This window comes from Paenibacillus sp. FSL H3-0457 (assembly GCF_037981725.1).
Taxonomy (GTDB): Bacteria; Bacillota; Bacilli; order Paenibacillales; family Paenibacillaceae; genus Paenibacillus; species Paenibacillus amylolyticus.
In genome coordinates this window covers 2992871-3016431 of record NZ_CP150283.1, presented here as the reverse complement: position 1 = coordinate 3016431, position 23561 = coordinate 2992871, and the positions used below count along the sequence as shown (strand labels likewise).

At 44.6% G+C, this 23561-nt stretch carries 20 protein-coding genes, 1 pseudogene and 1 riboswitch; of the genes and pseudogenes, 6 read left to right on the top strand and 15 right to left on the bottom strand.

Annotated elements, in window-relative coordinates; translation table 11 throughout:
• Nucleotides 1-66: 66 nt before the first annotated feature.
• The 8 genes from MHH25_RS13580 to MHH25_RS13545 all read right to left on the bottom strand — a co-directional run bounded on the left by MHH25_RS13580 (nucleotide 67) and on the right by MHH25_RS13545 (nucleotide 11748).
• The gene (locus MHH25_RS13580; RefSeq protein WP_340020224.1) at nucleotides 67-1089 is read right to left on the bottom strand and encodes an SDR family oxidoreductase; all 1023 of its coding nucleotides are present in this window, start codon (nucleotides 1087-1089) and stop codon (nucleotides 67-69) included.
• Between the two features lie 96 nt (nucleotides 1090-1185).
• On the bottom strand, nucleotides 1186-1611 hold the full coding sequence (locus MHH25_RS13575; RefSeq protein ID WP_340020223.1) for a cupredoxin domain-containing protein: 426 nt from the start codon (nucleotides 1609-1611) through the stop codon (nucleotides 1186-1188).
• Between the two features lie 205 nt (nucleotides 1612-1816).
• Nucleotides 1817-2770, bottom strand: coding sequence for a DMT family transporter (locus tag MHH25_RS13570; protein WP_076318045.1), 954 nt, complete (start codon nucleotides 2768-2770; stop codon nucleotides 1817-1819).
• A gap of 106 nt (nucleotides 2771-2876) precedes the next feature.
• Nucleotides 2877-2987, bottom strand: a riboswitch (purine riboswitch).
• Between the two features lie 147 nt (nucleotides 2988-3134).
• A complete protein-coding gene (locus MHH25_RS13565; protein ID WP_340020222.1) occupies nucleotides 3135-5354 on the bottom strand; it encodes a DEAD/DEAH box helicase in 2220 nt (739 codons plus the stop codon).
• Nucleotides 5351-6694, bottom strand: coding sequence for an ATP-binding protein (locus tag MHH25_RS13560; protein ID WP_036670698.1), 1344 nt, complete (start codon nucleotides 6692-6694; stop codon nucleotides 5351-5353). The genes MHH25_RS13565 and MHH25_RS13560 overlap by 4 nt, the downstream gene beginning before the upstream one ends.
• Nucleotides 6695-6700: 6 nt before the next feature.
• Nucleotides 6701-8278, bottom strand: coding sequence for a TerB N-terminal domain-containing protein (locus MHH25_RS13555; protein WP_340020221.1), 1578 nt, complete (start codon nucleotides 8276-8278; stop codon nucleotides 6701-6703).
• A 209-nt stretch (nucleotides 8279-8487) separates the two neighbouring features.
• A complete protein-coding gene (locus MHH25_RS13550) occupies nucleotides 8488-11028 on the bottom strand; it encodes a diguanylate cyclase (protein WP_340020220.1) in 2541 nt (846 codons plus the stop codon).
• 123 nt (nucleotides 11029-11151) lie between these two features.
• Complete coding sequence (locus MHH25_RS13545) at nucleotides 11152-11748, bottom strand: biliverdin-producing heme oxygenase (RefSeq protein ID WP_340020219.1); 597 nt, start codon at nucleotides 11746-11748, stop codon at nucleotides 11152-11154.
• Between the two features lie 348 nt (nucleotides 11749-12096).
• Between MHH25_RS13545 and MHH25_RS13540 the strand changes: the two genes are divergently transcribed.
• From MHH25_RS13540 to MHH25_RS13525, 4 genes are all read left to right on the top strand, one after another.
• Nucleotides 12097-12894, top strand: a complete 798-nt coding sequence (locus MHH25_RS13540) for a Nif3-like dinuclear metal center hexameric protein (RefSeq protein ID WP_340020218.1) — start codon at nucleotides 12097-12099, stop codon at nucleotides 12892-12894.
• A 517-nt stretch (nucleotides 12895-13411) separates the two neighbouring features.
• Nucleotides 13412-13837, top strand: a complete 426-nt coding sequence (locus tag MHH25_RS13535; RefSeq protein ID WP_036608521.1) for a DMT family transporter — start codon at nucleotides 13412-13414, stop codon at nucleotides 13835-13837.
• A gap of 45 nt (nucleotides 13838-13882) precedes the next feature.
• Complete coding sequence (locus MHH25_RS13530; protein WP_340020217.1) at nucleotides 13883-14581, top strand: cyclic nucleotide-binding domain-containing protein; 699 nt, start codon at nucleotides 13883-13885, stop codon at nucleotides 14579-14581.
• 14 nt (nucleotides 14582-14595) lie between these two features.
• On the top strand, nucleotides 14596-15084 hold the full coding sequence (locus tag MHH25_RS13525) for a DMT family transporter (protein WP_062834134.1): 489 nt from the start codon (nucleotides 14596-14598) through the stop codon (nucleotides 15082-15084).
• Between the two features lie 85 nt (nucleotides 15085-15169).
• Here the strand turns inward: MHH25_RS13525 and MHH25_RS13520 are convergent.
• The 3 genes and pseudogenes from MHH25_RS13520 to MHH25_RS13510 all read right to left on the bottom strand — a co-directional run.
• Nucleotides 15170-15391, bottom strand: a pseudogene (locus tag MHH25_RS13520) (YebC/PmpR family DNA-binding transcriptional regulator); the annotation flags it as partial.
• A gap of 94 nt (nucleotides 15392-15485) precedes the next feature.
• Nucleotides 15486-16547, bottom strand: a complete 1062-nt coding sequence (locus MHH25_RS13515; RefSeq protein WP_083684213.1) for a DUF3427 domain-containing protein — start codon at nucleotides 16545-16547, stop codon at nucleotides 15486-15488.
• Nucleotides 16548-16851: 304 nt separating this feature from the next.
• Nucleotides 16852-17004, bottom strand: coding sequence for a hypothetical protein (locus tag MHH25_RS13510; RefSeq protein ID WP_340020216.1), 153 nt, complete (start codon nucleotides 17002-17004; stop codon nucleotides 16852-16854).
• Between the two features lie 102 nt (nucleotides 17005-17106).
• Here MHH25_RS13510 and MHH25_RS13505 point away from each other — a divergent pair, with 102 nt between their 5' ends.
• Nucleotides 17107-17529: a hypothetical protein gene (locus MHH25_RS13505; protein WP_076249507.1), complete on the top strand. Its 423-nt coding sequence runs from the start codon at nucleotides 17107-17109 to the stop codon at nucleotides 17527-17529.
• A 38-nt stretch (nucleotides 17530-17567) separates the two neighbouring features.
• The gene (locus tag MHH25_RS13500) at nucleotides 17568-17789 is read left to right on the top strand and encodes a hypothetical protein (RefSeq protein ID WP_340020215.1); all 222 of its coding nucleotides are present in this window, start codon (nucleotides 17568-17570) and stop codon (nucleotides 17787-17789) included.
• 236 nt (nucleotides 17790-18025) lie between these two features.
• Here MHH25_RS13500 and MHH25_RS13495 read toward each other — a convergent pair whose 3' ends face one another.
• The 4 genes from MHH25_RS13495 to MHH25_RS13480 form a co-directional block, all read right to left on the bottom strand.
• Nucleotides 18026-18310, bottom strand: coding sequence for a hypothetical protein (locus MHH25_RS13495; RefSeq protein WP_340020214.1), 285 nt, complete (start codon nucleotides 18308-18310; stop codon nucleotides 18026-18028).
• 561 nt (nucleotides 18311-18871) lie between these two features.
• Complete coding sequence (locus MHH25_RS13490; protein ID WP_315796303.1) at nucleotides 18872-19588, bottom strand: YebC/PmpR family DNA-binding transcriptional regulator; 717 nt, start codon at nucleotides 19586-19588, stop codon at nucleotides 18872-18874.
• A 278-nt stretch (nucleotides 19589-19866) separates the two neighbouring features.
• Complete coding sequence (cysI, locus tag MHH25_RS13485) at nucleotides 19867-21588, bottom strand: assimilatory sulfite reductase (NADPH) hemoprotein subunit (protein WP_340020213.1); 1722 nt, start codon at nucleotides 21586-21588, stop codon at nucleotides 19867-19869.
• 53 nt (nucleotides 21589-21641) lie between these two features.
• A complete protein-coding gene (locus tag MHH25_RS13480) occupies nucleotides 21642-23477 on the bottom strand; it encodes an assimilatory sulfite reductase (NADPH) flavoprotein subunit (RefSeq protein WP_340020211.1) in 1836 nt (611 codons plus the stop codon).
• Between the last annotated feature and the right edge of the window lie 84 nt (nucleotides 23478-23561).

Here is a 23561-nt window from a genome sequence, read left to right as displayed (position 1 = left end):
CATTTTTTCTTGATTATAACGATTAAGCGCATGAATGTAAACACTTGATCATGAACGCCTTACTTCTCATTTCTCATCTCTGATCTTTAATAACGCTTCGTCCAATGCGCCAACGACCTTGTCACACCAGGCATCAAATTCCGGATCTTCGGTCTGTAACTCAGTATGCGCCAGAATGTGCTCAATCGTACGTCGAATGCCCTGATCAGCTCTTGTCGTTGCTACAAATTCCGGAACAAGCCGCTTCAGCTTGCTGTTATCAAACACAACGGTATTGGCTTTGTCACCCAGCAATCCGCCGCGAAGATCCTGATCACTGCATGCGGCCAAGAACTCAGAGGGTACATGTACCGCATGAAGCTTAACACCCAACACGCCAGCTATAATCTCATGAATCTGATTCCAGGTGACGGATTCATCCGAGGTGATATGTACCGATTCACCAATGGCATGGATATTTCCCATCAGCCCGATAAACCCTTTGGCAAAATCAGTATTGTGCGTAATGGTCCACAGTGAGGTGCCATCTCCATGGATGATAACGGGTTTTCCTTCACGGATACGTTTGAGAACCTGCCAACTGCCTTGAGCACCATGAACACCGAGAGGTACCGATTTGTCGCCATACGTATGGCTCGGACGCACGATGGTCACAGGGAATCCATGCTCGCGGTATTGTTTCATCAGATAGTCTTCACAGGCAATCTTGTTGCGAGAATACTCCCAATATGGATTCGATAAGGGCGTACCTTCCGTGATCCGGTAATCAGCCAGAGGAGTCTGATACGCTGATGCTGAACTTATAAATATAAACTGCTTTGTTTTATCCTTGAACAAACGGTAATCTCGCTCCAATTGAGACGGTACAAAAGCGATAAAATCCGCCACAACATCAAATTCCAGATCAGCTATCAGTTCCGCTACACGTGCCTCGTCATTAATATCCGCTTGAAGTACCTTGACTTCTGCTGGCAACTCATCGTTCCGATTGCCGCGATTAATTAAATAAAGTTCACAGCCTTGCTGTGCAAGCATCTCCGTAATGGCCGTACTGATGGTGCCTGTCCCTCCAATAAATAGCGCTTTCATTTCGCCACCTCCTGATCGATTTTACCCACTTTTCCATGATATCACGCACCAAAAAAAGGAGCAAAGCTCGGTGACCCGAAACCTTGCTCCTTCTGCTTATACGACCTTAATCGTTGCATATATCATGTACATGCCGCAATGGATCTCATATTCTCCCTTGGGCAAATCTTTGTCGACCGTATAATAATTGGGTCCCTTTTGCATGTATAGATCCATGCCAAGCTTTTGTGATCCCACTGATTTCACATGTGTCACCGACCGGGTCAGAATAAAGTTGATTTTGGTTGGTACGCCAGCTTTCACCTCGATAACGTCTGGTCCAAAACCATCATTACTTACGTCCACATCAATGACTTCATATCCCTTCAAATCCTCCGTTGTCTCGGCTTGTGCAGTTACAGCACTTCCCGATCCCGGGGATAAGTCTTTGCCCATAAAATAAACCAAAAATGATCCAAGCAGTACAACAACGGTAAGACCCAGCGTTAACCAAGGCCATGTTTTTCCAAACCAGCTTTTCATATAAACACTCCTCATTCGATGTCCCATCAATATTCAATCCACAGACGGATGTATTCTTTAAGCATACCTGATTCGCATGACAATGAAAATGACCCCTCTGGGCTATTGCGTTTGAGCAAAAATATTTCAATCAAAAAAGCCTGATTTCTCAGGCTTATCTACGGGTATTCCCGTTCACGCTTCGCAATATCCCTTTTGGTATAATTCAGGAATAGATCGGTGTATTCCGACTTCGTCTCATGCGTAATTTATACAACTCTGGCAGGGCTACACCAATGAGTACAATAATAACTCCGAACCATTGCAATCCGCTGACATGCTCATGGAGCACGATTGAGGATAACAAAACTGCAATTGGAAGCTCCACTGCACCCAGGATTCCGGCCATGTCACCACCAATATGCGGAACGCCGATAGCGAACAGTACTGGTGGAATGAATGCCCCGAAGAATCCAAGCAGCAATCCAAATACAAGCAACTGGCTCCAGATCAATCCGTTAAAGAGGAATGTCGGCGGGAACAAAATGCACAGCAGGATCAATCCGCCTGTAACCATCCACGCACTGCGGAAGGCTGGATGCGCTGAAGGAACCGCTTTACCGCTGAACAAGACAAACAGGGAATAACTTACGGCTGCCATTAGTCCAAGAGCAATACCCAGACCGTTGAACTCACCCAATCCTTGTTCCAGGAAACCCGCTGCCAGCAAGGTTCCACCAAACAGAATGATCAACGTCAGGAACGTGACTTTGTCTGGACGTTGACGTTTGCTTATCGCCTGAATCAATACGCTAATCCAAGTGAACTGGAACAACAGGATAATGGCAAGTGAAGCCGGGATATAACGTAAAGACTGATAATACACGAGACCTGTAATTACCGTTGGTGTTCCGGCAGCCATCAATATCAGACGTTGTTTCCACGTCAACCGCTTGAATACCTGTGCCATGGCTCCTGATGCTTTGCCATTTGCCTGTGACTTACGTTTTGTTCTAAATTTTGTGTATAGCGCCAGCATCCAGGATAGAAGAAAACCCGTGATCAGCTGTGCTCCCACAACCTCTCCAAGTTTGTATCCTTCGCCGTACGCCAGAACCACAATCGTGGATAATATGCCATAGCTCATCGCTCCCGCGAGAACGGACAGATAATATTTCATTGTGAATAAACCTCCTGATGATAAGAAAAATACGCCTGCATGTTGGTTCATGCCAAGGTCACAGACACCATCTAAATGCAAAAAATCCTAACTACGAGCAAGGAATACATTGATTCCTTGGCATCGTAGTTAGGAAGTATAGGCTTCCCGTAGAGACCCTCGCCCTGTGTACACTTTCGGCCTGCGAGGTTATACGAAATGATATATGCAATTTGATGTAATTCGTGTGTGACGACTTTTCATATATTACATGGGAGGTGAGATGGTGTCAACCCTATTCCGTATAAAAAGTTGAACTAAATTATTACACCGAGTCGCTTCGATCGCTGTACCATGCTTCGAGTACTCTGATTACGTAAAAACGTCATGTCCGATTGGAGCCTGAGGAGTCCCACTCCAATGTTTGCTGTAAACCTTCCTTCAATCCATCCAGATCCAGCCCATCCACAGCAAAAGCCTCACGGATCAAAGGCGGCGCGACAAATTCATCATACTTGCCCAGATAAGGCGCTTCATCTTCAGCCAGTAACGCAGATGCGTCTTCAGCCGTTCGACACTCACTCATGATCTCGGCTAACAATGTTCGTTCGTCGACCTTGCCAGACACTACAAAATAATATGGCTCCATGGGCACAACCGAACGCAAGGCAAGTTTCTTGGATAGATTATGCTTCATCAGGCGCTCCAATGTACGGAATGATTTACTTCCTACCCAAGGAAGAACATACATCGAATCTCCCCCTGCCGGAATCACGACCTGCTTCAACAGTCCGCTTTCACGAGCTAGGCGGCGCGCCCGTTCAAGTCGATTGACGGCTTGTGGTGACAGATAGGGATAGATGGTCGAGTCGGACAACACTTCACGCATTTTCTGTACTACCGACGTATGAATATCTCCTCCCGCGCCAAGCCATAACGTATCTACTTTACCTTTTGCAGACTTTACATACACAGCCTTGTGCTTATGATCAACCTCTTCCACTTTCCACAGTTTGCCTGCGAGCGAGAAGCAATAGCCAGGTGGGGGCACGGTTGTAATCGAACCAATCTCTTCCGAGCCGTTTAGTACTTTATGTTCCTCATCGTCTTTAAACACGGCATAGAAGCGATAATTATTCACAATTTTCTCACCTGTCAGACCGATGATCAATGTTCGATCCTCTGTCCATTGCAGATGATCCGTCTCAATGAGGTAATTCAGGAATACCTGATATTGATCAGGTCTAATCAACGCAAATGGGGCCAGCGAAAGGATGGCTTCCGCAAGATCTCTCGGCTCCACCTCCCCCATACTTTTCAACGTGCTCATCGTCTGATGGTAGAGCACACCTATGGGCATTTTGCGAGCTTCAAGCGGCTCGACCCATTTGGTTTTTACATATAGTTCGATAACAGCAATCGCACGCATCAACGTCCACGGCATACGTGCTGGCAATTGCGCTTCCTCATCCTCTTCCTCCGGACATACAAAAAGCATCTCCGATGCCATGTCCTCTCGTCTCCCTGAACGTCCAAGACGCTGTACAAAGCTGGACGCACTATACGGTGCACCGAGCTGAACCACACGTTCCAGTTCGCCCAGATCAATTCCCAGTTCAAGCGTGACCGTTGCCGCAGCAACCGCGGGCCCCGATCCAGTGCGTAGGGCAGCTTCCGTCTCTTCCCTCAGCATGGCCGAGATACTTCCATGATGCACATGGAACACATCACGCTCTTGCCTGCGAGCCGCGACTCGCCGCATCTCAAGAATGGTGACTTCTGCATCCGTTCGGCTGTTGGTGAAGATCAGCGCTTTTTTACGATGTGTACTCTCATAGATGAAGTCGTAGTAGGCTTTGCGTGCGTTATGAAGTTGCTCCGCCTGCTCCTCGTCCTGCGCATCTGGAAAAGAGAAATGTTCCACCCGCAGTCGCAACTTGCGACCGCCCGGGGAAGAGACCACATCCACCCCCTGCTGCGTTCCGGCAGCAAGCCAAGATGTAGCCGCATCATAGTCACTAAGTGTAGCCGACAAGCCCACTCTTCGCGGTGCACAGCCAGCCATACGCTCGATTCTGGCAAGCTCGCTGAGTACTTGAATGCCCCGATCCGCTCCCATAAAGGCATGTACCTCATCGATGATGACATATCGCAAGTCATGAAACAGCGCCGGGATTGCATTTGGTCGATTCATGAGCAGACCTTCCAGCGATTCTGGCGTTATCTGGAGCACACCGGACGGATTCTTCATCAGTTTTGTTTTCTCCGCCTGAGGTACGTCCCCGTGCCAATGCCAAACCGGAATATTTCCTTCGGATAACAGATCCTTAAGCCGTTCGAATTGATCATTAATCAGGGCTTTCAGAGGTCCAATGTACAAAATACCAACCGACTTGGAAGGCCGTTCATACAGCTCGGTCAATGCAGGAAAAAAAGCCGCCTCCGTCTTGCCGGAGGCCGTTCCCGCCGCAATCAGCATATGATGCGGGGTATGAAAACAGATATTGCAGGCCTCAATCTGAGCAGGACGAAGCGATTCCCATCTTTTTTTATATATAAATTCCTGAACAAACGGAGCCAGCCGATAGAACGGATTATCACTCATAATTCAAACTCCGCCAGAAAGTCGTCCAGATCATCTGTATTCGCGGAAGCATCTGCCCCTTTACCCGTTTCCTGAGGTTTGGCAACCCGCTCGCCAAGTAATTGAGTATAAGTCACTTCAGGGTTCTGGTGTAGCGTATGCAGTACATCCATAAAGTCGCGTACCACTTCACGCGTGGTCAACAATTCATCCGCACCCAGCCGGTTCACCGCCGTTTGCATAAAATCAACCAATTGTTCATCCGTCAGACTTGCGCTGTATCCAAAATGCAGGGCATGAATCTGTCGCAGCTTCTGGAGCAGAATCAGAATCTCTTCATGCGATAACATCGCCAGCTTCAGGATCGGTCCTGTGTAATTCGCATACGCTTTGGCTGCATAACGACCATCAATAAGCCTGGAGCGAAGCGCTTCATAGCTGTATAATCCACGCCGTTCATCCTCCACAAATTGCGGCGTACCGCCTACAAATATGCCCAGATGCTCCGCTTTGCCCTGCATCGTATCATTAAACATCGTCAGCAATTTCTCATAGTTGCTTTGACGGGAGACACTGTTTGTAATTTTGTACAGATTCACCGCTTCATCAATGAACAACAGTAATCCTTTGTAACCAATGCGCGCTGTGAATTCAGACCACAATTTGAAGTAGTCATACCAGTTGTCATCATCAATGATAACCCCAACAGCCAGTTCTTTTTTTGCTTCCGTTTTGGTTGCAAATTCTCCTCGAAGCCAGCGAAGCGCCGCCTGTTTGCGATCATCATCAGCGAGCTTGTACCCATTCCAGTAAGAAGCAAGTACTTTGGCAAAATCAAAGCCGTGGACCAGATTCTGCATCTCTCCTGTCACCGCGTAGATCTGCTTTTCTACCTCAAGCGGCAGAGCGGGATCATCCGGGCGCAGGTTCTGACTCTGCATCGTGGATTGTTGCAGTCCTGCGATCCATTTTTGCAAAATTGGCTCCAACGCTCCCCCATCCGGGCGTGTGCGTGTAGACAGACGAGTCATCAGTTCGCGATATGTCGCAAGTCCCTGCCCTTTGGTTCCCACCAATCGTCGCTCAGGTGACAGATCCGCATCTGCCACAACGAAATCACGGTCCATCGCATAGTTACGAATCATCTGCAAAAGAAAGCTTTTACCGCTACCGTAACGGCCGGTAATGAGTTTAAACGCAGCGCCACCCTCCGCAATATTGTCCATATCCCGCAAGATGGCTTCCACTTCCGGTTTCCGACCAACAGCAATCTGCTCCAGTCCTATGCGCGGGACAACACCCGCCGTTAATGAATTTACAAGTGCGGTGGTCAGCCGCTTTGGTATTTTAAGTTCTGTCACTGCGTATCACCTCTTCACATGTTCGAACACATCTATATAATCAGGAACAATCCGATCACCATCAATCAGAAGATCACCAATCGTTTCCATAGCCACATCATTAATTTCATCCAACAGAAGCGTAGGCATCGTTCCATATTGCTCAGCCAGACGCATCAGCTCCGTATCTGGACTTGCGCCAAGTAGAACATGAATCGTTTGCACCTGCTGAGAGGAGAGTTCCTGGGCAAAGAGCAGCCATTTTTCATCCAAATCAGCCTCTGCCCCCACGTCCCATTGCAGCCCAATTGATTCTGCTGACACTCCTGTTGCATTCTCTACTGCGGATGGCTCCGACTCCACGGAACCTTCAGTTGGAGTGATCTCATTCCTTGCTTCCAGTACATCGAATGGATTACTTGTAACATTTGCGCTATTAACCTCTTCATCCTTCACTTCAGAAGGGTGCTCAGCCTCAATTGTAAGCGCCAATCGCACGTACTCACTTTCCTGCTGTAACGATGCCAGTTTCTCTGAATCAATACGAATCATCGGTTGTTCCACAGACTCCGCCTGCTCGATCGCATATGTTTTGTCCAGGTAACGTTCAATCAGATTTGCAAGTTCAGGCTCAAGAGTCTGTCCTCGCAATCGGCCTCTGAATCCGAGCAGTTCACGAAGTTTATTTTCAGTACATCGATAGATTCGCGTGACCATCTGCACAAATTCAGCCTGTTCACCTATGGGCATATATCTGAACGATACCGATCTTCCATAGATCGAATCTTCATAGACTGCTTTGCGAAACAGAATACGCTCCATCGTGCGTTCATCGTTGGGATCACACTCAGGCAACAGTCCAACTTGTCGCGTACGTTCCAGGTACGAATCAATCAAAGCCATGACCCGCGGGATGTACTGCTCCATAACTTCTTTGCCGCCATCTCTATAAAATTTACTGAGTGTAATATCGTAATCATAGTATCTTTGCAGCATATTCAGCGAGATATCCGATACCTTATCCTGTAAAATACGTTGCAGTTCCCTATCCAGCATCTCTGCTGGCAGGTATCCGCCCGAAAGGCCCATGACCTCGGATAAGGACATCTCCATCTGATGGACCAGCACATAATCGACCATCCATTCTTGCATATATATATTTAATTGAGGCAGCCGTTCACGGTAGTTCACCCATAGCTGCTTCAATTGATCATAACCATCCTGAGGATTCTGCCAGCCAATGCCATTAATTAACTCGTAGATATGAACAAATAGATAGGACAGATCGGTATCCGGGTATCTCCCCTGACGTACTTCCTTCCTCCAAAACATATACCACTTTCGCTGGGCTTCATTCATCACGCCATACGTTGGCCAGTAACTCATAAAGGGAACCCACGGGGATACATCCCCCTCCATCTCTACCCACTGCTTTGCTTCCTCTACAAAACGTTTCTCTGAGGACAATATGCCTCCACGATGCTGCATCGGTTCATGTGCAGACTGCACAATGGTTGAACGATCAGGAACCGGAACTGCTGCTGTTTCAGGTTCTTCACTCAGATCTATCTCCATAAATTCCAATTGTCTTGAGTTGTCTTTCATAGAACGTTATCTCACCCTCCTCCAAGACAGAATACGAACAAGTGTATCCATAGGGATCATTATATCACTTGTCCTGTGTCTGCGGTGACGAAATTTAGACATTCCTGGACACAAAAAAGAAGGCATTTCTGCCCTCTTTTCATCATGTCTATTTAACTTTTTTCAAATAATGATTGTATCGTTTCAAAACGATCCTTGCAAAGGCGTAATTACACGACAATTGCCCGATTTTTCCCTTCACTTTTGGCTTGTACCAACGCCCGACTGGCTTTTTCGATCAGATCGGATGCATTGGAATGCTCATCTGGCACCATTACTGCACCACCGACACTAACTGTGACGATTCCACTCGGACCGGATGATTCCCTTTGAATCTGGAGAGCCAGCACGTGCTGTCTAATCTCTTCAGCAAGTTCTCCTGCATAATCAGACGTTGTACTCTTCAATTTTAACATGAATGTGCCTCCACGAAGACGAGAGATCAAGGCATGATGCTGTTCGCTAACCACCGTAAGCACCTCACCGATCCATTGCAGACACAGGTCGCCTCCTTGAAGGCCATATGCAGCATTATACGAACGGAAATCATCAATATCTATAATGAGCAGTCCCAGACTGCATTTTTCAAGTAAACAGTCATCCCAATCAGTCTGAAGCTGTGACTTGAATACCGTCTGAATCGGCATATCCGTTAACGGATCTGTCGTCAGATAACTCTGCAGCTGGCTCGTCGTTTCAGTGTAATTGTCCTGTTCATGGTGGGACGCGCCGCTGTGCAACAGAACCATCACAGAAGGTTTACCCGCGTGCGTAACAGAAGCAAGTGTAATTTCAAGCAACAATGAGGTACCTGCTGCTGTGGTGAAATACGACTGGCTGGTAATCAAACTTGTGTTATTGTGCTTTAATTCCTCAAAATTCTGTTGTAACGTCACTCTCGTTTGCTCTGGTACAAACGCCCTGAAGTCCTTGCCCATCAGGTTTTTGGAACTCTCGAACCCGAGCAGCTCGGCAGCCTTCGTATTACAGTAGATAATCTGACCGTCAGTCAAAGTAAAGAATGCTACGGGCGAGTAATCCATTAACTGCAAATAACGCTGTTCATTTTGTCGCAAAATACGAGCATTCTGCAGCGCTTGTTCTTCGGCCTGAACCAACTGGTTTTCTGTCTGCCGACGTACAATGGTTTTGAGTAAAGGTAACACGCTCAGCTCTTTGGATGTCCAAGGATACGAAGTGGATTTTACAACCTCACGCCACTTCTCGAATGATTTACGAGGGGACAGACGCATGCCGTCATCCGTCTTGAGCACCGCTTTGGCTGGGTCACCCGCCCAATCGACAATCTGGACGACCTCAGGTCGGAACCAGAGCATGTAGTTATGCTGTCCAGGCGAAATGGCAACATAAATAACTCCGGAAGCCTTATCCTGATAAGCTTTGGATGTTTCATACTCTGAACTAAGTTTCGACGTGTAATAACTATAATCCTCGGACTTTCCTGCAAGCCAACCTGCCAGTTCACGAATCTGTCCGCTGTTTGGCGTTTCACCATACAACAACAGCTTGTCCTGGTAACAGATCGCTGCTCCGGCAGCATCCATCAGGTTTAACACTGTCTCTTCTTCTCCCTGTAATTCCTCTAGAACTCGGGCAGGACTTGTATTTCCAATAAAAATGTTGGCAATTCGTGAAGCAGCTTCACGTGATTGAATCTCTGCTTGATAATCATCGAGTTGCTGACGCTGGAACAATTCATTCGAGAAAAACGCGCCCAGAAAATTGCACAGATTCCGTACGCGATGGGGTACATATCTGGCCGAATAATGATGGCATGTAATGAGTCCCCACAGTTGATTGTTATGAATAAGCGAGATCGTAACGGTCGCACTTACACCCATATTATGCAAATATTCGATATGAAGAGGAGATACGCTGCGCAGGACCGAAAGACTCAAATTTAGCGGTTTGCCTGTGAGCGGTTGGAGCATAGGCACAATCTCGACGGGTTTATAATCGACATTCACAATGGTTCGTAGCCAATTGCGAAGATACAATTCCCGAGCCTGTTTTGGAATATCCGAAGCCGGATAGTGGTGTCCAAGGAATGGTTCGAGTTCTTGTTCCCGCGCTTCAGCAATTACTTTACCATTCCATTGCTCGTCAAACTCATAGATCATGACTCGGTCATAACCGAGCATTTCCTTCACCTGTTCAGCCGCAATCTGACTTGCTTCCACGCGACTATCTGTACTTTTGATCCGACCAAAGAAACGGGATATCCACTCAAAGTCGGTAGTCTCCATGTCCTCTTTTTCATATAAAGGCTCAATTTCCAGAATAAGCAGACCTTCACTTTCATGAAGAACAGAAGAAAAGATCCGGTCTTCACCGGATACCTTAATGGTCAGGTCCATGTAATGCAAATCAGAGGTTACAGCTGCATTGAAGCTTCTAGCCAACAGTTTGCGTACATCTTCCTCGCCAATCAGATTTTCCAAAGGCATGCCCAGAACGTCTTCATAGGCGATACCCAGATGGTCCTCCGTATTTTGGCTACACTGAACAATGGTTGGCGTATGAGTGGTATTGATGGCCAAAAGAACACCATGAGGTTGAATAAAGCCGGGGATATGAATGGGTTCTTTATCACAGTTATTCAGATCTATAGGATCATTCGTGTAAGTCCCCTGATGAAGCAGTGTGCGGTTTAACAAATTTTGTTCTTTCTTGGACTTCGGTTCGGCCATGGCCAGGAAAATCCCCTCTCATGATGTTATATAAGTTGGAATGATTATTTCAACTTATATAGATACCTTTTAATATATGAAAAATGTCCGCCCTACAGGCGTTCAGGTTGATGAAAAGGGATGTTACTTGTCCGTATTAATCCACTGGTCCAGCAGTCGGAATGTCTCTGATGCACTGTGCACCATGTTGTCATGATCTTCAGGAGTGCTGATGGATTGCTGCAGCAAACCTGTAAACTCACTCCATCTTGTTCTTGTCTCTGAGCCGTAGGCATTGAAATATTCCAATCCACGATCGGCTTCAATCGGCAGGAACTGCGACAAACGTTTGGTCATAATCTGTCCACCGTTCGTGGACCCCTCAATTACATACAGATATCCGAACAAACGGGCAGGTGTTGAAATATCCGGCAGTTCTTTACAGAGCGGAAGTTGAGTAATCTCTTCTTCACTGGCACCCAGATTACGTAAATCTTTTTCCAAGAGTCCAGCCTTGCCTCTAATCTCAATATCCAGTCCCGTACTTTCCCAGAAAGGCTGCTGTACAGCCTGATCCTCCAGCGGTTTCAGGAATCCATAAAATTTCTCTAAATATGTTCTATATTCTTCTATAGTCACAGTTTGATTCATAATGGCTTTTGCATAAGGGTTCTGTTCTACTTGTCTGTGGTGATGAGCTGTCTCGCTCTTCAAACGTTCCATAATAGTTGTTGCTGTCATCGTAGTTATCCCCTTTCACAATCTGTTCTGTTGTTGCATATGAGTGCTTATCCTCAATCGAATCTCAGTATATATTGAAATAGAAACCGTGTTTGTTGCAAACAGCTCCATTTAATGCAAAAAAGACTCTATGTAAGTATACTTATTCTTGTTTGAGAAAACTATATGAATCCAACATCTGTACATAGTTAACACTTTTCTTGGTTGTTATCTTAACTGACTGTAATCTGTATGTTTTAGTATTAACCGAAAACCATAAAACTGACCCCTATAATCTGGAAGGCAGTAGATTTCAGATGTCAACATGGTACACTATTTTTATATCCTATTATTGGAGGAATGTATTCTATGGATCTTACAGTTCAAGACGTTGTACTTCATCTCTTAGATAACATTGCACTGCCGGAAAACACGGTGGATCAGCTCATTACCGGCTCACTTGATCGTAAGGTCACAGGTATTATCATAGCTTTTATGCCCACACAATATGTGATTGAACAAGCCATACAGCAAGGTGCTAACTTAATTATTGCGCATGAATCTCCGTTCTATAACCATCACAGTCATACGGATTGGCTTGCAAATGATTCGGTTTATATGGACAAAAGAAAGCTGATCGACGAAGCAGGCATTTCCATCTATCGATGTCATGATATCATCCACCGCTTCCAACCGGATGGCATTACCGAAGGACTGATTCAGGCCTTGGGGTGGTCCTCTTATGTGGAGCAACGAATACCAGAAGCAGACATCCTTTCTTTTCCGGAAGGAAGTACCGTTGAAGCTATTGCTCACCATGTGAAAAGTTCCCTAGGCATCGATTATGTACGCGTTGCAGGCCATGCGGAAATAGTCTGTAAACGCGCAGCGGTACTGGTAGGTTTTCGTGGTAATGGACATGTCACGATTCCCTTGATTCAGAACGAGCAAGTGGACCTCATCATTGCTGGAGAAGGATTCGAATGGGAGACACCGGAATATATCCGTGATGCCGTGCAACAGGGCAAGTCCAAGGCACTGATCATGATGGGGCATGCAGAGAGCGAGGCTTCGGGGATGAAGCTATTAGCAGACAGGTTGGCAGAACGTTTTCCCGAATTGTCTGTTCGTTTTGTAAACGAGAAGCCTGTGTACACTGTGATCTAGTAGGATCATTGGATTTGTACGGAGAGGATCTTCTAACTGATTGCTTCTAATCTCATTGCCTGTCCTACCCTGGAGCTTTGGATACTTACTATGCTCCGGGGACGCTGGGCAGACTCTCGTTTCAGTTCTTGGGTAGCAACGAACCTGACACACTCTATTTAGCGAATATTTGCCTATTTTCGAAAGTAACGAATCGTAGACACCCTATGCCTCCATTCCCCCTGTTTTACCGCCCATTTCTACCCGACATAACCCATTTAACGTTACTGAGATTCGTTAGATCTCTCAATTCAATCGAATTAGTACAATATGGTGTCACTAGTTCGTTTGATTATGATGAACAATGAGTACTGAGCACATATGCCACGCCTCTCTTCATGCCCCATCTGGATTTCCCGAGTTCTTTATTGTACTCTAAATGCTGTGACTTCAAAGGTCAGGACATTTGTCCTTGGCTTTCAGAGTTAATTTATCATTTAATAATAGAAGTCGAAGTGATTGAATAAGGAGCGTACATATGAGAGGAATTATTTTTGCACTACTGGGCGGCGCGTGTATCACGCTCCAAGGGGTTGCCAATACTCGGATTAGCACCGACATGGGCACATGGCAGGCCGCTACGATTACACAACTGACAGGATTCATCTTAGCTGCGCTGATCCTAATGTTTGTTAGAGACACCAACCTTCAAGGACTCAAACAAGTAAAACCTATGTACTTGGCTGGAGGTGCTTTTGGCGCCGTCATTATTTTCAGCGAAGTGACAGCAATTCAGCAAATTGGGGTTACATTCACGATCTCGGCCTTGCTCATTGCGCAGCTGTTCCTGACTTTTCTGGTGGATAGCAACGGATGGTTTGGCGTGGTAAAACAAAAGATGAAACTGCCGCAATTTTTGGGCATTGCCTTAATGGTGACTGGTGTCATTATTATGAAACTATAGTTTTTGGAGAACGATTGAAACATATCGTCGGGGGTGAATCACAGCGTGCAAGAGATCCATAACGAGCAACAATTAATACAATATCTGAAGCATTATCAACTCGAAACTGTATTTCACGAGCCCCTGCGTACACATATGACATTATGCCACTTTGAGAAGTGTGAACTGATCTGTCGTGAAGGGGAAACTTCCGAATATTTGTACGTACTGGTCGAGGGTAAAATCAAGATTTTCACCACCTCCGCTCAGGACAAAACGCTGGTGCTTTGTTTCAAAACACCGCTTGAAGTTGTCGGTGACATAGAGTATGTCCGTGAAAGCGATATTGTTAATACGGTCCAGGCCGTGTCACCTGTGGTGATGCTTCGCATTCATTATCAATGGCTTGCTGAGCTTGCCAGCGATTATGCACCTTTACTTAAATTTTTGCTTAAAATCATCTCTCACAAATTCTACATTGACTCGAATTTTTCCAATTTCAACCTGATGTATCCCGTTGAGGTTCGTCTAGTCAGCTACCTGCTCTCCATCTCAACAGAAGAAGCGGGCAATGTCGTTCATGAAGAGCTGGACGCGTTCAATCTGACCGACATCGCGAATCTGATCGGCACCAGTTACCGACACCTGAACCGGGTCATCCAGAAGCTCTGTGCAGACGGGTTAATTGAACGACATCAGGGATTGATTATGATCAAGGACCGGGCGGGTCTACGTGAAATAACAGGCCACAACATTTATGAATAAGGAGTTCGACAACCATGTTAATCACAGGTATTTCGCTTGCGCTACTGGCAGGTGCACTTGTCAGTCTGCAAACGATTTTTAATAGTAAAGTCAATGAACGCACCGGTTCATGGTCTACAACAACGATGGTGCTTTTCACCGGATTCATTGCTTCTTTCCTCATCTCCTTGCTAGTGGAGGGCAAAAATACATTCAGCTTCCAGCATATGCAACCCTGGTACTGGCTCAGTGGAGCCATCGGCGTTGGCGTGGTCTTCTGTCTCGTGCAAGGCATGAAGTTGCTTGGTCCCACATATGCCATCTCGATCGTGCTAACATCCCAACTTAGCTTTGCTCTATTGTTTGATTCCATGGGGTGGCTCGGTCTGGAGCAAATTCCTTTTTCGTGGAATCAGCTGCTGGGTGTACTTGTCATAGTGGGAGGAATTGTGTTGTTCAAGTTCGGTGGGGGTAAATCGGAAAAATCAGAGCAGTCCCCTGGAACGTTGCAGTCTGACTCGTAAACGAACAAAAAAGAGTGTCCGTCCAATCCCATAGATTGGTCAGACACTCTTTTTATACAATCAAACCACGTATCGTCTCGTTATCTTAAACAAACTCTACGTTGTGGTAAACTTGCTGAACATCTTCTAGGTCCTCAAGCGCATCGATCAGTTTCTCGAACTGAGCTTGTGCATCCTCTGGAAGTTCAATATGGTTTTGCGCAAGCATGGTCAGCTCGGCTACTGTGAACTCAGTAACACCCGCAGCTTTGAATGCTTCCTGTACAGCGTGCTTATATTTGTATTTCTCTCACTTTTTGTATGGAATTTTATACATTTATCATACCAAATTATGAGTTATTTTACTATGACAGATTACATGTTTATCCTTCTTAAATGTAGTTAAAGCATTAGAGACAACATCAATGAGGCGTATCGGTAACTTTATCTTTAATAATCCGTTTTAGTTCTTCAATGGAATATGCCGGTTTACGTTTATGTAACATAGCATGGCAGTTCGGACATATAGGGCGTAAGTCTTCCACTGGATCAATTTCATATTTTTCACTAATCTCATGCAAAGGCTTCAAATGATGAACATGGATAAAGTTCTCACCGATAATTCCGTAAATGTTAACAAAGTTAAACCCACATACTTGACAGCCTAATCCATAATGTTCTATACACTTCTTCCTAGCTATTGGATTTCTTTCATATACATTTACTGATACTTTCTTTACAGAACCTTCAGTATATATTTCAAGTTCATTGACTTCTTCCGCAAGAATTTCTGGATGATTTTCAGTTTCATTATCAAAAGACCATATTATTTTAACTGGACTTTCATCAAAATAGTCTTTTGCTCTTCCATTTCCTAAAAACAAAAATTTAGGATCATTACTATCTTCTCTCGCGAATATATATGTTCGTCCCTCTGGATTGATTAGGGATTGTATAGAACTCTGTGTTAATGTACTTTTATTTCGCCCATACCAAATAAGATCATTTCCATCAAACCGATTTGGATGGTCATGTCCGGTTCGCCCTGCGGTTCCCACATTTGCAAAGATGAAAGAATCCTTCTCATATTGAGTATATCCAGTATTCCAATGGCCTTTTTGTTTAGCTTTTGGAACATTTAATTTCTGATATATATCATTCCGCGAATAATACTCTCCCACTCTAAATGTTTGTTCTTCTGACATTTGCATTTCATTTTTTGTAGCTAAAGTTTCTTCTATAACTTCAAACCCTAATCGCTTAAGAAAGTTGTTAGTTTCTGCTCCCCCATTAAACCTATCACGACTTAAAGCATGTCCATTAGCAAACCTATTTGCAACACTTATTACATATTTCGGTGGATACAGCCCACCATTATACCTTAAATGATATTTAGTTGATTCTCTCTCTTTTGGTACACCCTCTTTATGTATTACAGCTATAGCATCTAAGATATTTTGTTTAACTATGTTTTGTGGAATCATTTAATAATTAGCTCCTAATCACTTGAAATTCACCCTTAAATCTCAACAACATAAACAGTTGCAGCACTATACTAAATACACAAGATTAAATTAAGATTATACAATATTACATTCTTTGTCGTACTATATTTAATCATTTTGTGTAATATAAAGATACAGTGCAATTAGCACTGCATCAATCTTTGGTCAACTTTATGTAAATTGATGATCTTCTATTCTTCTTCAAGATTTTTATAATCTTGTACAAAGAGCCTACCCTGATGCTCAGGCTTTCGTAGCAAGTCTACATGCCGCTTAATTGTATTCACGTTATTTCTATGTATGAAGAAGTGATTTTTAGTAAGCTGTTATTGAAAATCTTCTCAGCTATTTCTTCGCTTGATTTGTGAGGATATTTCTCCAAAAACATGTAAATAGCTAGATTTTCAGATTTTGTCCATTCAGGTGCTCCAGCCATATAAATATACCTCCACTTTTTTATGAAATCCTTTACCTATCGTATCATTTATGGTTAAAACTGTATATAATTATAGTTACTATTGTGAAAAGGAATGAGAACATGCCAAAGGTGTATATCATTAATACAAATAAATCAAACAACCCCCAAGCTGAAAGTGACATGATTAGTAACATGAAATGTGCCGCTTACTATAGCCCTTGGAAGCATTATATCGACACAATCGAAGCAAACGATATTGTTTATCTCTATAGTAGTGGTGTAGGAATAATTGCAAGAGGGATAGCTACAGGTATTGTTGAAATTGATGATTACAATGGGGAAGAGAATGAAGAACATTATATGCACCTAAATCGATTTGAGAAATTGAATACACCATTAACAGCTGATAAAATCACGAATATACTTACAGAGGCTACAATTGATAAAAAGGAATATAAGATTCAATGGAATCAGACTATGATTCTCATTGCTTATTCACTAGGATTAAAAGTTTGGCAAGTGATCACCAAAAAACACATTTAGGATGTACTGTTTTAACAGAATACAAGGAATGATCGTTAATGACCGAAAACAAGAATGCATCTAAGAAGAAAAGTCTATTGGATGTGGTCGGATCATTAGGACCTATACATGGTGATATACAAGATCAAACAAAGGGTAAAACATTCGATCAAATTAGAAAAGAAGCCATCACTAAGCACTTTCAGGAACAGTATGAAATGCTTAATTCATCCAATGAGAAAAATAATGAGACACAAAAAACACTAATAGCTCAGTGCTAATAGTGTTTTTTCGCACAAAGTAAATTAAAAGACTATCTAACGAGATTGTTCTTCCACTTTCCATGAGTTAGAGTCGATTGGAGTACATGAGCCCGAAAGTTTCACAAACTCTAAAACTGTTCAAAACTCGCAGAAGGATTCTTCTCTGAATATTTAGTAACGAATTGGACCATAGCTTTATATGTCATCAAGTCCAGAACGGAGTATGTTCGTTCTTCAATAGATGTATCTCTTTCCTACGAGTAAATAACTTCATACATATGATTCAAACTCGATTTACTCTGGATAAATGTAATAGCCCTGTCCCAATTCCCTTTTTGCTGAGAAGCAGAATAGTCAACACTATGCTCACTTACTGGTTGTGTTTTATCCTTGGAGATTATAAAAGCATCGATTCCTAAGATGCTAAAGTTATTATCCTTACAGTAAGTAATTAGATCAATCGCATCCGAAAAACTATATAAATACAGACCACCACGTATTGTTGCTTTGTCTATAATGTTATTCTTTGAAAGACTCATTTTTTTCTCCTTTCTTGGTGAGTAAGAATTTTTATTGTACTATCCGGTTCCCAATCTGGATCGTTTCTGTTACTTACTTGAATAATTAAACCTGATTCATCCTCAACAGTAACATAACTTCCATCTTCGTTAAAATATGCTGCTTCTTTACCATTCGCCTTGTTTTCAGCCTCACTAGTTTAACTTTAGGTTCTCTCATCCATTTCAAACCTAGCACTGGATTTCTTTTTTCAGCAAATTACATAAGTAATTCAGAAATACCCTATATCCTTTTATAGTGGGGATACTATAGTCCTTGATCTCCTAATCAAAAAGAAACTCTTTGTAACCATCTTCAAATAACATAAAAAAACTCACTCCTTATATGGATTTTCCCATACAAAAAGTGAGTTTTAATACTGCCCTTAGACATCTTAGATAGGAAAACGTATATCATCATAAAAAGCACCAAGCGCAAACATGTATACCCTTGCTGAGCTATAAAAATGATGAATTCTTCATATTTGTCCTACCCTGACAAGGCTACAAAGATGCAATCAAACCACGTATCATCTCGTTCTCTTATACGAACTCTACGTTGTGGTAAACTTGCTGAACATCTTCAAGGTCCTCAAGCGCATCGATCAGTTTCTCGAACTGAGCTTGTGCATCCTCTGGAAGTTCAATATGGTTTTGCGCAAGCATCGTCAGCTCGGCTACTGTGAACTCAGTAACACCCGCAGCTTTGAATGCTTCTTGTACAGCGTGGAATTGATCCGGTTCTGCATATACAATTACAGCATCGTCTTCGTCCACGATATCACGTACATCCACATCTGCTTCAAGCAAAAGTTCCAGTACTTCCTCGGAGTTTTTGCCTTCTATACCGATAACCGCTGTTGGATCAAACATGTAAGCAACAGAACCACTGACACCCATGTTGCCAGCGTTTTTGTTAAACGCAGAGCGCACTTCAGGCGCTGTACGATTCACATTGTTAGTGAGTGCATCAACGATGACCATCGCACCATTCGGTCCGAAGCCTTCATAACGCAACTCTTCATAGTTCTCATCCCCGCTGCCTTTTGCTTTTTCCATCGCACGATCAATGATGGCTTTGGGTACATTATACGTTTTGGCACGTTCCAGCACGACTTTCAGTGCACGGTTCGCTTCCGGGTCCGGTTCGCCCTTCTTGGCAGCTACATAGATCTCAACGCCGAATTTAGCGTAGACCCGGCTCGTGTTTGCATCTTTTGAAGCTTTCTTTTCCTTGATATTATTCCACTTACGACCCATATCGTTTCCGCTCACTTTCAACATTTAATCTGCTTTCTACTATGCCATTATATCTTGTTGAGCGTACTTCAACAAGTTAATACACACGAAATAATGGGAATAACTGCGGTGATTATCCATCTCCATTTGAAGATTAGCCTCAGTTTATCCTCTCATAAATCTCTCAGTAGCAACTAACGTTACCTCTATTCACTCCATATATAGCAGACAAGAAGCACCCCATAAAGGAATGCTTCCGCCCTAAATCAGTCCTAATTTCAGTTATCTTACTCGGTCAATTAAGCGTGAAATTGTCGACCATCCAACACTTCAGAAACATAACCCGCACGAATGACAAAGTCTCCGAAATGTTCCCCTTCATTGCGCTCTTTGGCATACTGATTCACCATTGGAGTTAACGTGTCCAGAATCTCAGTTTCACCAATGTTTTCTTTGTACAGCTTATTCAAGCGATGTCCAGTGAAGCTGCCACCGAGATACATATTGTATTTCCCTGGTGCTTTACCGATAAATGAAATCTCTGCCAGCATAGGTCTTGCGCATCCGTTCGGGCAGCCGGTCATCCGAATGACAATTTCTTCGTCTCTCAGCCCGGCTTCGTCGAGTACAGGCTCCAGTTTGTCGATCAGGGACGGCAAGTAACGTTCGGACTCAGCCATCGCAAGGCCGCAGGTCGGAAACGCAACACAAGCCATTGAACTTCTGCGCAGCGCTGAGTAATGTGCACCATCGGTCAGATTGTACTGCTGAATCAGCGCTTCAATCTTTTTCCTTTTCTGGCTGCTAATATTACCGATGATTAGATTTTGGTTCGCAGTCAGACGGAAATCACCCGTATGCACTTTGGCAATTTCACGTAAACCCGTCATGAGAGGATATCCATCAACATCCTTTACACGACCATTCTGAATGAACAGCGTGTAGTGCCATCTGCCATTATTACCTTTTACCCAACCATATCGATCTCCGTTAGTCTCAAAATGATATGGACGTGCCGCATCCAGTTTCCATCCCAGACGGGTGGTCAGCTCTTCGACAAACCACTCCACACCACGATCATCCAGCGTATATTTGAAACGAGCATGTTTACGAACTGCACGATCTCCATAATCACGCTGAATCATAACTGTTTTCTCTGCAACATCAATCATTTGCTCCGGCGTACAGAAACCAATGACTTTGGACACCTGAGGATAGGTTTTGGCGTCACCATGAGACATCCCCATGCCGCCTCCTACGGAAACGTTGAAGCCTTGCAACTTGCCGTTCTCCACAATAGCAATAAAGCCAAGATCCTGTGAATAGACGTCCACATCATTGGATGGTGGTACAGCAATACCGATTTTGAACTTCCGTGGCAAATACACTTTGCCATAGATTGGTTCAACTTCTTCGTCCGAGTCCTGGGAATCAACCACTTTCTCTCCGTCCAGCCACAGCTCATGATAAGCCCGGGTGCGAGGGTCCAAATGATTGCTCACCTGACATGCCCACTCATACACTTCAGCATGCACATCAGATTGATTCGGATTTGGGTTACACATCACGTTACGGTTTACGTCACCACATGCAGCCAGTGTGCTTAACAACGAATCGTTCACTTCGCGAATGGTGTTTTTAAGATCCCACTTCAGTACGCCATGCAGTTGGAAAGACTGACGTGTGGTCAGACGAATCGTCTCATTCGCATATTTATGCGCTACCCGATCCATCATCAACCACTGCTCCGGGGTTACAATCCCACCGGAAGCACGCACACGTAACATGAATTGGTATGCAGGTTCCAGCTTGGATTTGTGACGCTCGTTACGCAGGTCACGGTCATCCTGCATATAACTACCGTGGTGTTTCATCAGACGGTTGTCGTCCTCTGGAATAGCCCCCGTGATACGATCAGCCAACGTTTCGGTCAGACTTCCGCGCAAGTAATCACTTTTGATCTTTATATCTTCCACATCGCTATTCGTGCGCTGTGGGTTAAGTAAGTTATTATAAACCATGCTGCTTTCTCCTCTCGTCTCTGCGGGATGGTGCAATCCGGCTGGGCCGGTGATTAATAGACGTCCCGCTGATAACGTTTCTCCTGCTGTAACCGTGTCAGATATTCCGATGCCTGCTCAGGCGATAAACCGCCTTCTTGTTCAAGAATCGTGGTGAGCGCAGCATGCACATCATGTGCCATTTTTTTCTCGTCACCACAGATATATACGCTTGCACCTTCCTGAAGCCAATGGTACAGTTCTTTGCTGTGTTCCAGCATGCGATGTTGTACATACACTTTCTGTTCCGTATCACGTGAGAAGGCTACATCCATCTTAGTGAGCACACCATCTTTGAGCCAACGTTGCCATTCCGTCTGGTACAAGAAGTCCGTGGCGAAATGCTGATCTCCGTAGAACAGCCATGTCTTGCCCTCTGCTCCTGTTTCTTCACGCTCACCAAGGAAAGATCTGAACGGCGCTACACCTGTACCTGGGCCAACCATGATGATCGGTGTATCCGGGTTCTCAGGCAGCTTGAAATTCGGGTTATGTTGTATATATACAGGCAGGGTGTCGCCAGCTTCAATTCGTTCAGCCAGATGTACCGAGCATACACCGTAACGTTCTCTGCCACGCGCTTCATAACGTACCGAGCGAACGGTAAGATGAACTTCATCCGGGAAAGACTTCGAACTACTCGCTATGGAGTACAGACGTGCCGGAATTTTACGAAGAGCAGCTACGAACTCTCCGGCAGGAATCCCTTTCAGATTATAATCCTGAACCAGATCCAGCAGATCACAGCTATTCATGACCGTGCGGAATTCGGAATCATCTGCGAGTAACGCTGTCAGGCCACTCCCAGGATTCAGTTTCGCAAGTTGTTCCACGACCGGTTTCGTCACAGCTGTAATTTCAAAATAACGCAGCAACGCTTCGTACACAGATGCCTGATCGCCGTTTTTATTCACGGTCACGCGTTCATCGGCATTCCATCCCATGGCTGCAATCAATTCATCTACAAGGCGCGGATGATTCTCAGGGAATACCCCAAGGCTGTCACCTGGCTCGTAATCCAGGCTGGAGCCTTCCAAAGACAACTCAATGTGGCGTGTTTCACGGTCCGATCCTCTGCCATTCAGATTGAGATTCTCCAACACTTCAGCCTTGAATGGATTCGTGCGATCATATTCGGATTCCCCGCCGCTCACCGCTGCTGTGACAGCCTCAGTGGTTACCGTACTCGCACCAGCAGATGTACTGCTTAAGGATGCCAGTACTTCATTCATCCACTCTGCAGCTGCTTCATCAAAATCAACATCACAGTCCACGCGTGGTACGAGGGCTGTACCACCCAACTCCTGCAACCGATTATCGAAGTCCTTACCTGTCTGACAAAAGAACTCATAGGAGGTATCTCCCAGAGCCAACACCGAGTAACGAAGTCCTTCAAGCTTCGGAGCCCGTTTGCTGTTCAGGAATTCATGCAGCGGAATCGCATTATCTGGTGGTTCGCCTTCGCCATGCGTACTGACGATGATGAGGAGATTTTCAATTTTCTTGAGTCCGTTCGGTTTGAAATCTCCCATCGATGACAACGTTACCTGAAGACCTTGCTCTTCAAGTTTCTTGGCCAGCTTTTTCGATAGGCCACTGGAATTCCCGGTTTGTGAACCAAAAAGCACGGTAACTTCCCGGGATACTGGCGGAGCACTGACAGGTGCAATACCTGTAGCTGGTGCAGCCTGTACCAGGTTAGCTGGAGCCGCTATTGTCGCGCTTGCCTGAATTGCTGCAATATATCCGCTCAACCAAGTACGTTGTCCATCGGTCAATGTAGGAATAAGACGATTAAGCAGTTCAACTTGTTCTTGATTAAAAGGGCTGTTTGTCACTTGTAGTTCCACTGTTTGCCACCTCGCGCATTGCTTCGATTTTAATTCCGACTAAAATCATCACATTAATTTAATTTCTTCTCTCTAAAACCTAAC

Bases quoted from the DNA above. Each gene is read 5' to 3' on its own strand.
- MHH25_RS13580 (WP_340020224.1), bottom strand. From the start codon at position 1,089: ATGAAAGCGCTATTTATTGGAGGGACAGGCACCATCAGTACGGCCATT.
- MHH25_RS13575 (WP_340020223.1), bottom strand. From the start codon at position 1,611: ATGAAAAGCTGGTTTGGAAAAACATGGCCTTGGTTAACGCTGGGTCTT.
- MHH25_RS13570 (WP_076318045.1), bottom strand. From the start codon at position 2,770: ATGAAATATTATCTGTCCGTTCTCGCGGGAGCGATGAGCTATGGCATA.
- MHH25_RS13565 (WP_340020222.1), bottom strand. From the start codon at position 5,354: ATGAGTGATAATCCGTTCTATCGGCTGGCTCCGTTTGTTCAGGAATTT.
- MHH25_RS13555 (WP_340020221.1), bottom strand. From the start codon at position 8,278: ATGAAAGACAACTCAAGACAATTGGAATTTATGGAGATAGATCTGAGT.
- MHH25_RS13550 (WP_340020220.1), bottom strand. From the start codon at position 11,028: ATGGCCGAACCGAAGTCCAAGAAAGAACAAAATTTGTTAAACCGCACA.
- MHH25_RS13545 (WP_340020219.1), bottom strand. From the start codon at position 11,748: ATGACAGCAACAACTATTATGGAACGTTTGAAGAGCGAGACAGCTCAT.
- MHH25_RS13540 (WP_340020218.1), top strand. From the start codon at position 12,097: ATGGATCTTACAGTTCAAGACGTTGTACTTCATCTCTTAGATAACATT.
- MHH25_RS13535 (WP_036608521.1), top strand. From the start codon at position 13,412: ATGAGAGGAATTATTTTTGCACTACTGGGCGGCGCGTGTATCACGCTC.
- MHH25_RS13525 (WP_062834134.1), top strand. From the start codon at position 14,596: ATGTTAATCACAGGTATTTCGCTTGCGCTACTGGCAGGTGCACTTGTC.
- MHH25_RS13515 (WP_083684213.1), bottom strand. From the start codon at position 16,547: ATGATTCCACAAAACATAGTTAAACAAAATATCTTAGATGCTATAGCT.
- MHH25_RS13510 (WP_340020216.1), bottom strand. From the start codon at position 17,004: ATGGCTGGAGCACCTGAATGGACAAAATCTGAAAATCTAGCTATTTAC.
- MHH25_RS13505 (WP_076249507.1), top strand. From the start codon at position 17,107: ATGCCAAAGGTGTATATCATTAATACAAATAAATCAAACAACCCCCAA.
- MHH25_RS13500 (WP_340020215.1), top strand. From the start codon at position 17,568: ATGACCGAAAACAAGAATGCATCTAAGAAGAAAAGTCTATTGGATGTG.
- MHH25_RS13495 (WP_340020214.1), bottom strand. From the start codon at position 18,310: ATGAGTCTTTCAAAGAATAACATTATAGACAAAGCAACAATACGTGGT.
- MHH25_RS13490 (WP_315796303.1), bottom strand. From the start codon at position 19,588: ATGGGTCGTAAGTGGAATAATATCAAGGAAAAGAAAGCTTCAAAAGAT.
- cysI (WP_340020213.1), bottom strand. From the start codon at position 21,588: ATGGTTTATAATAACTTACTTAACCCACAGCGCACGAATAGCGATGTG.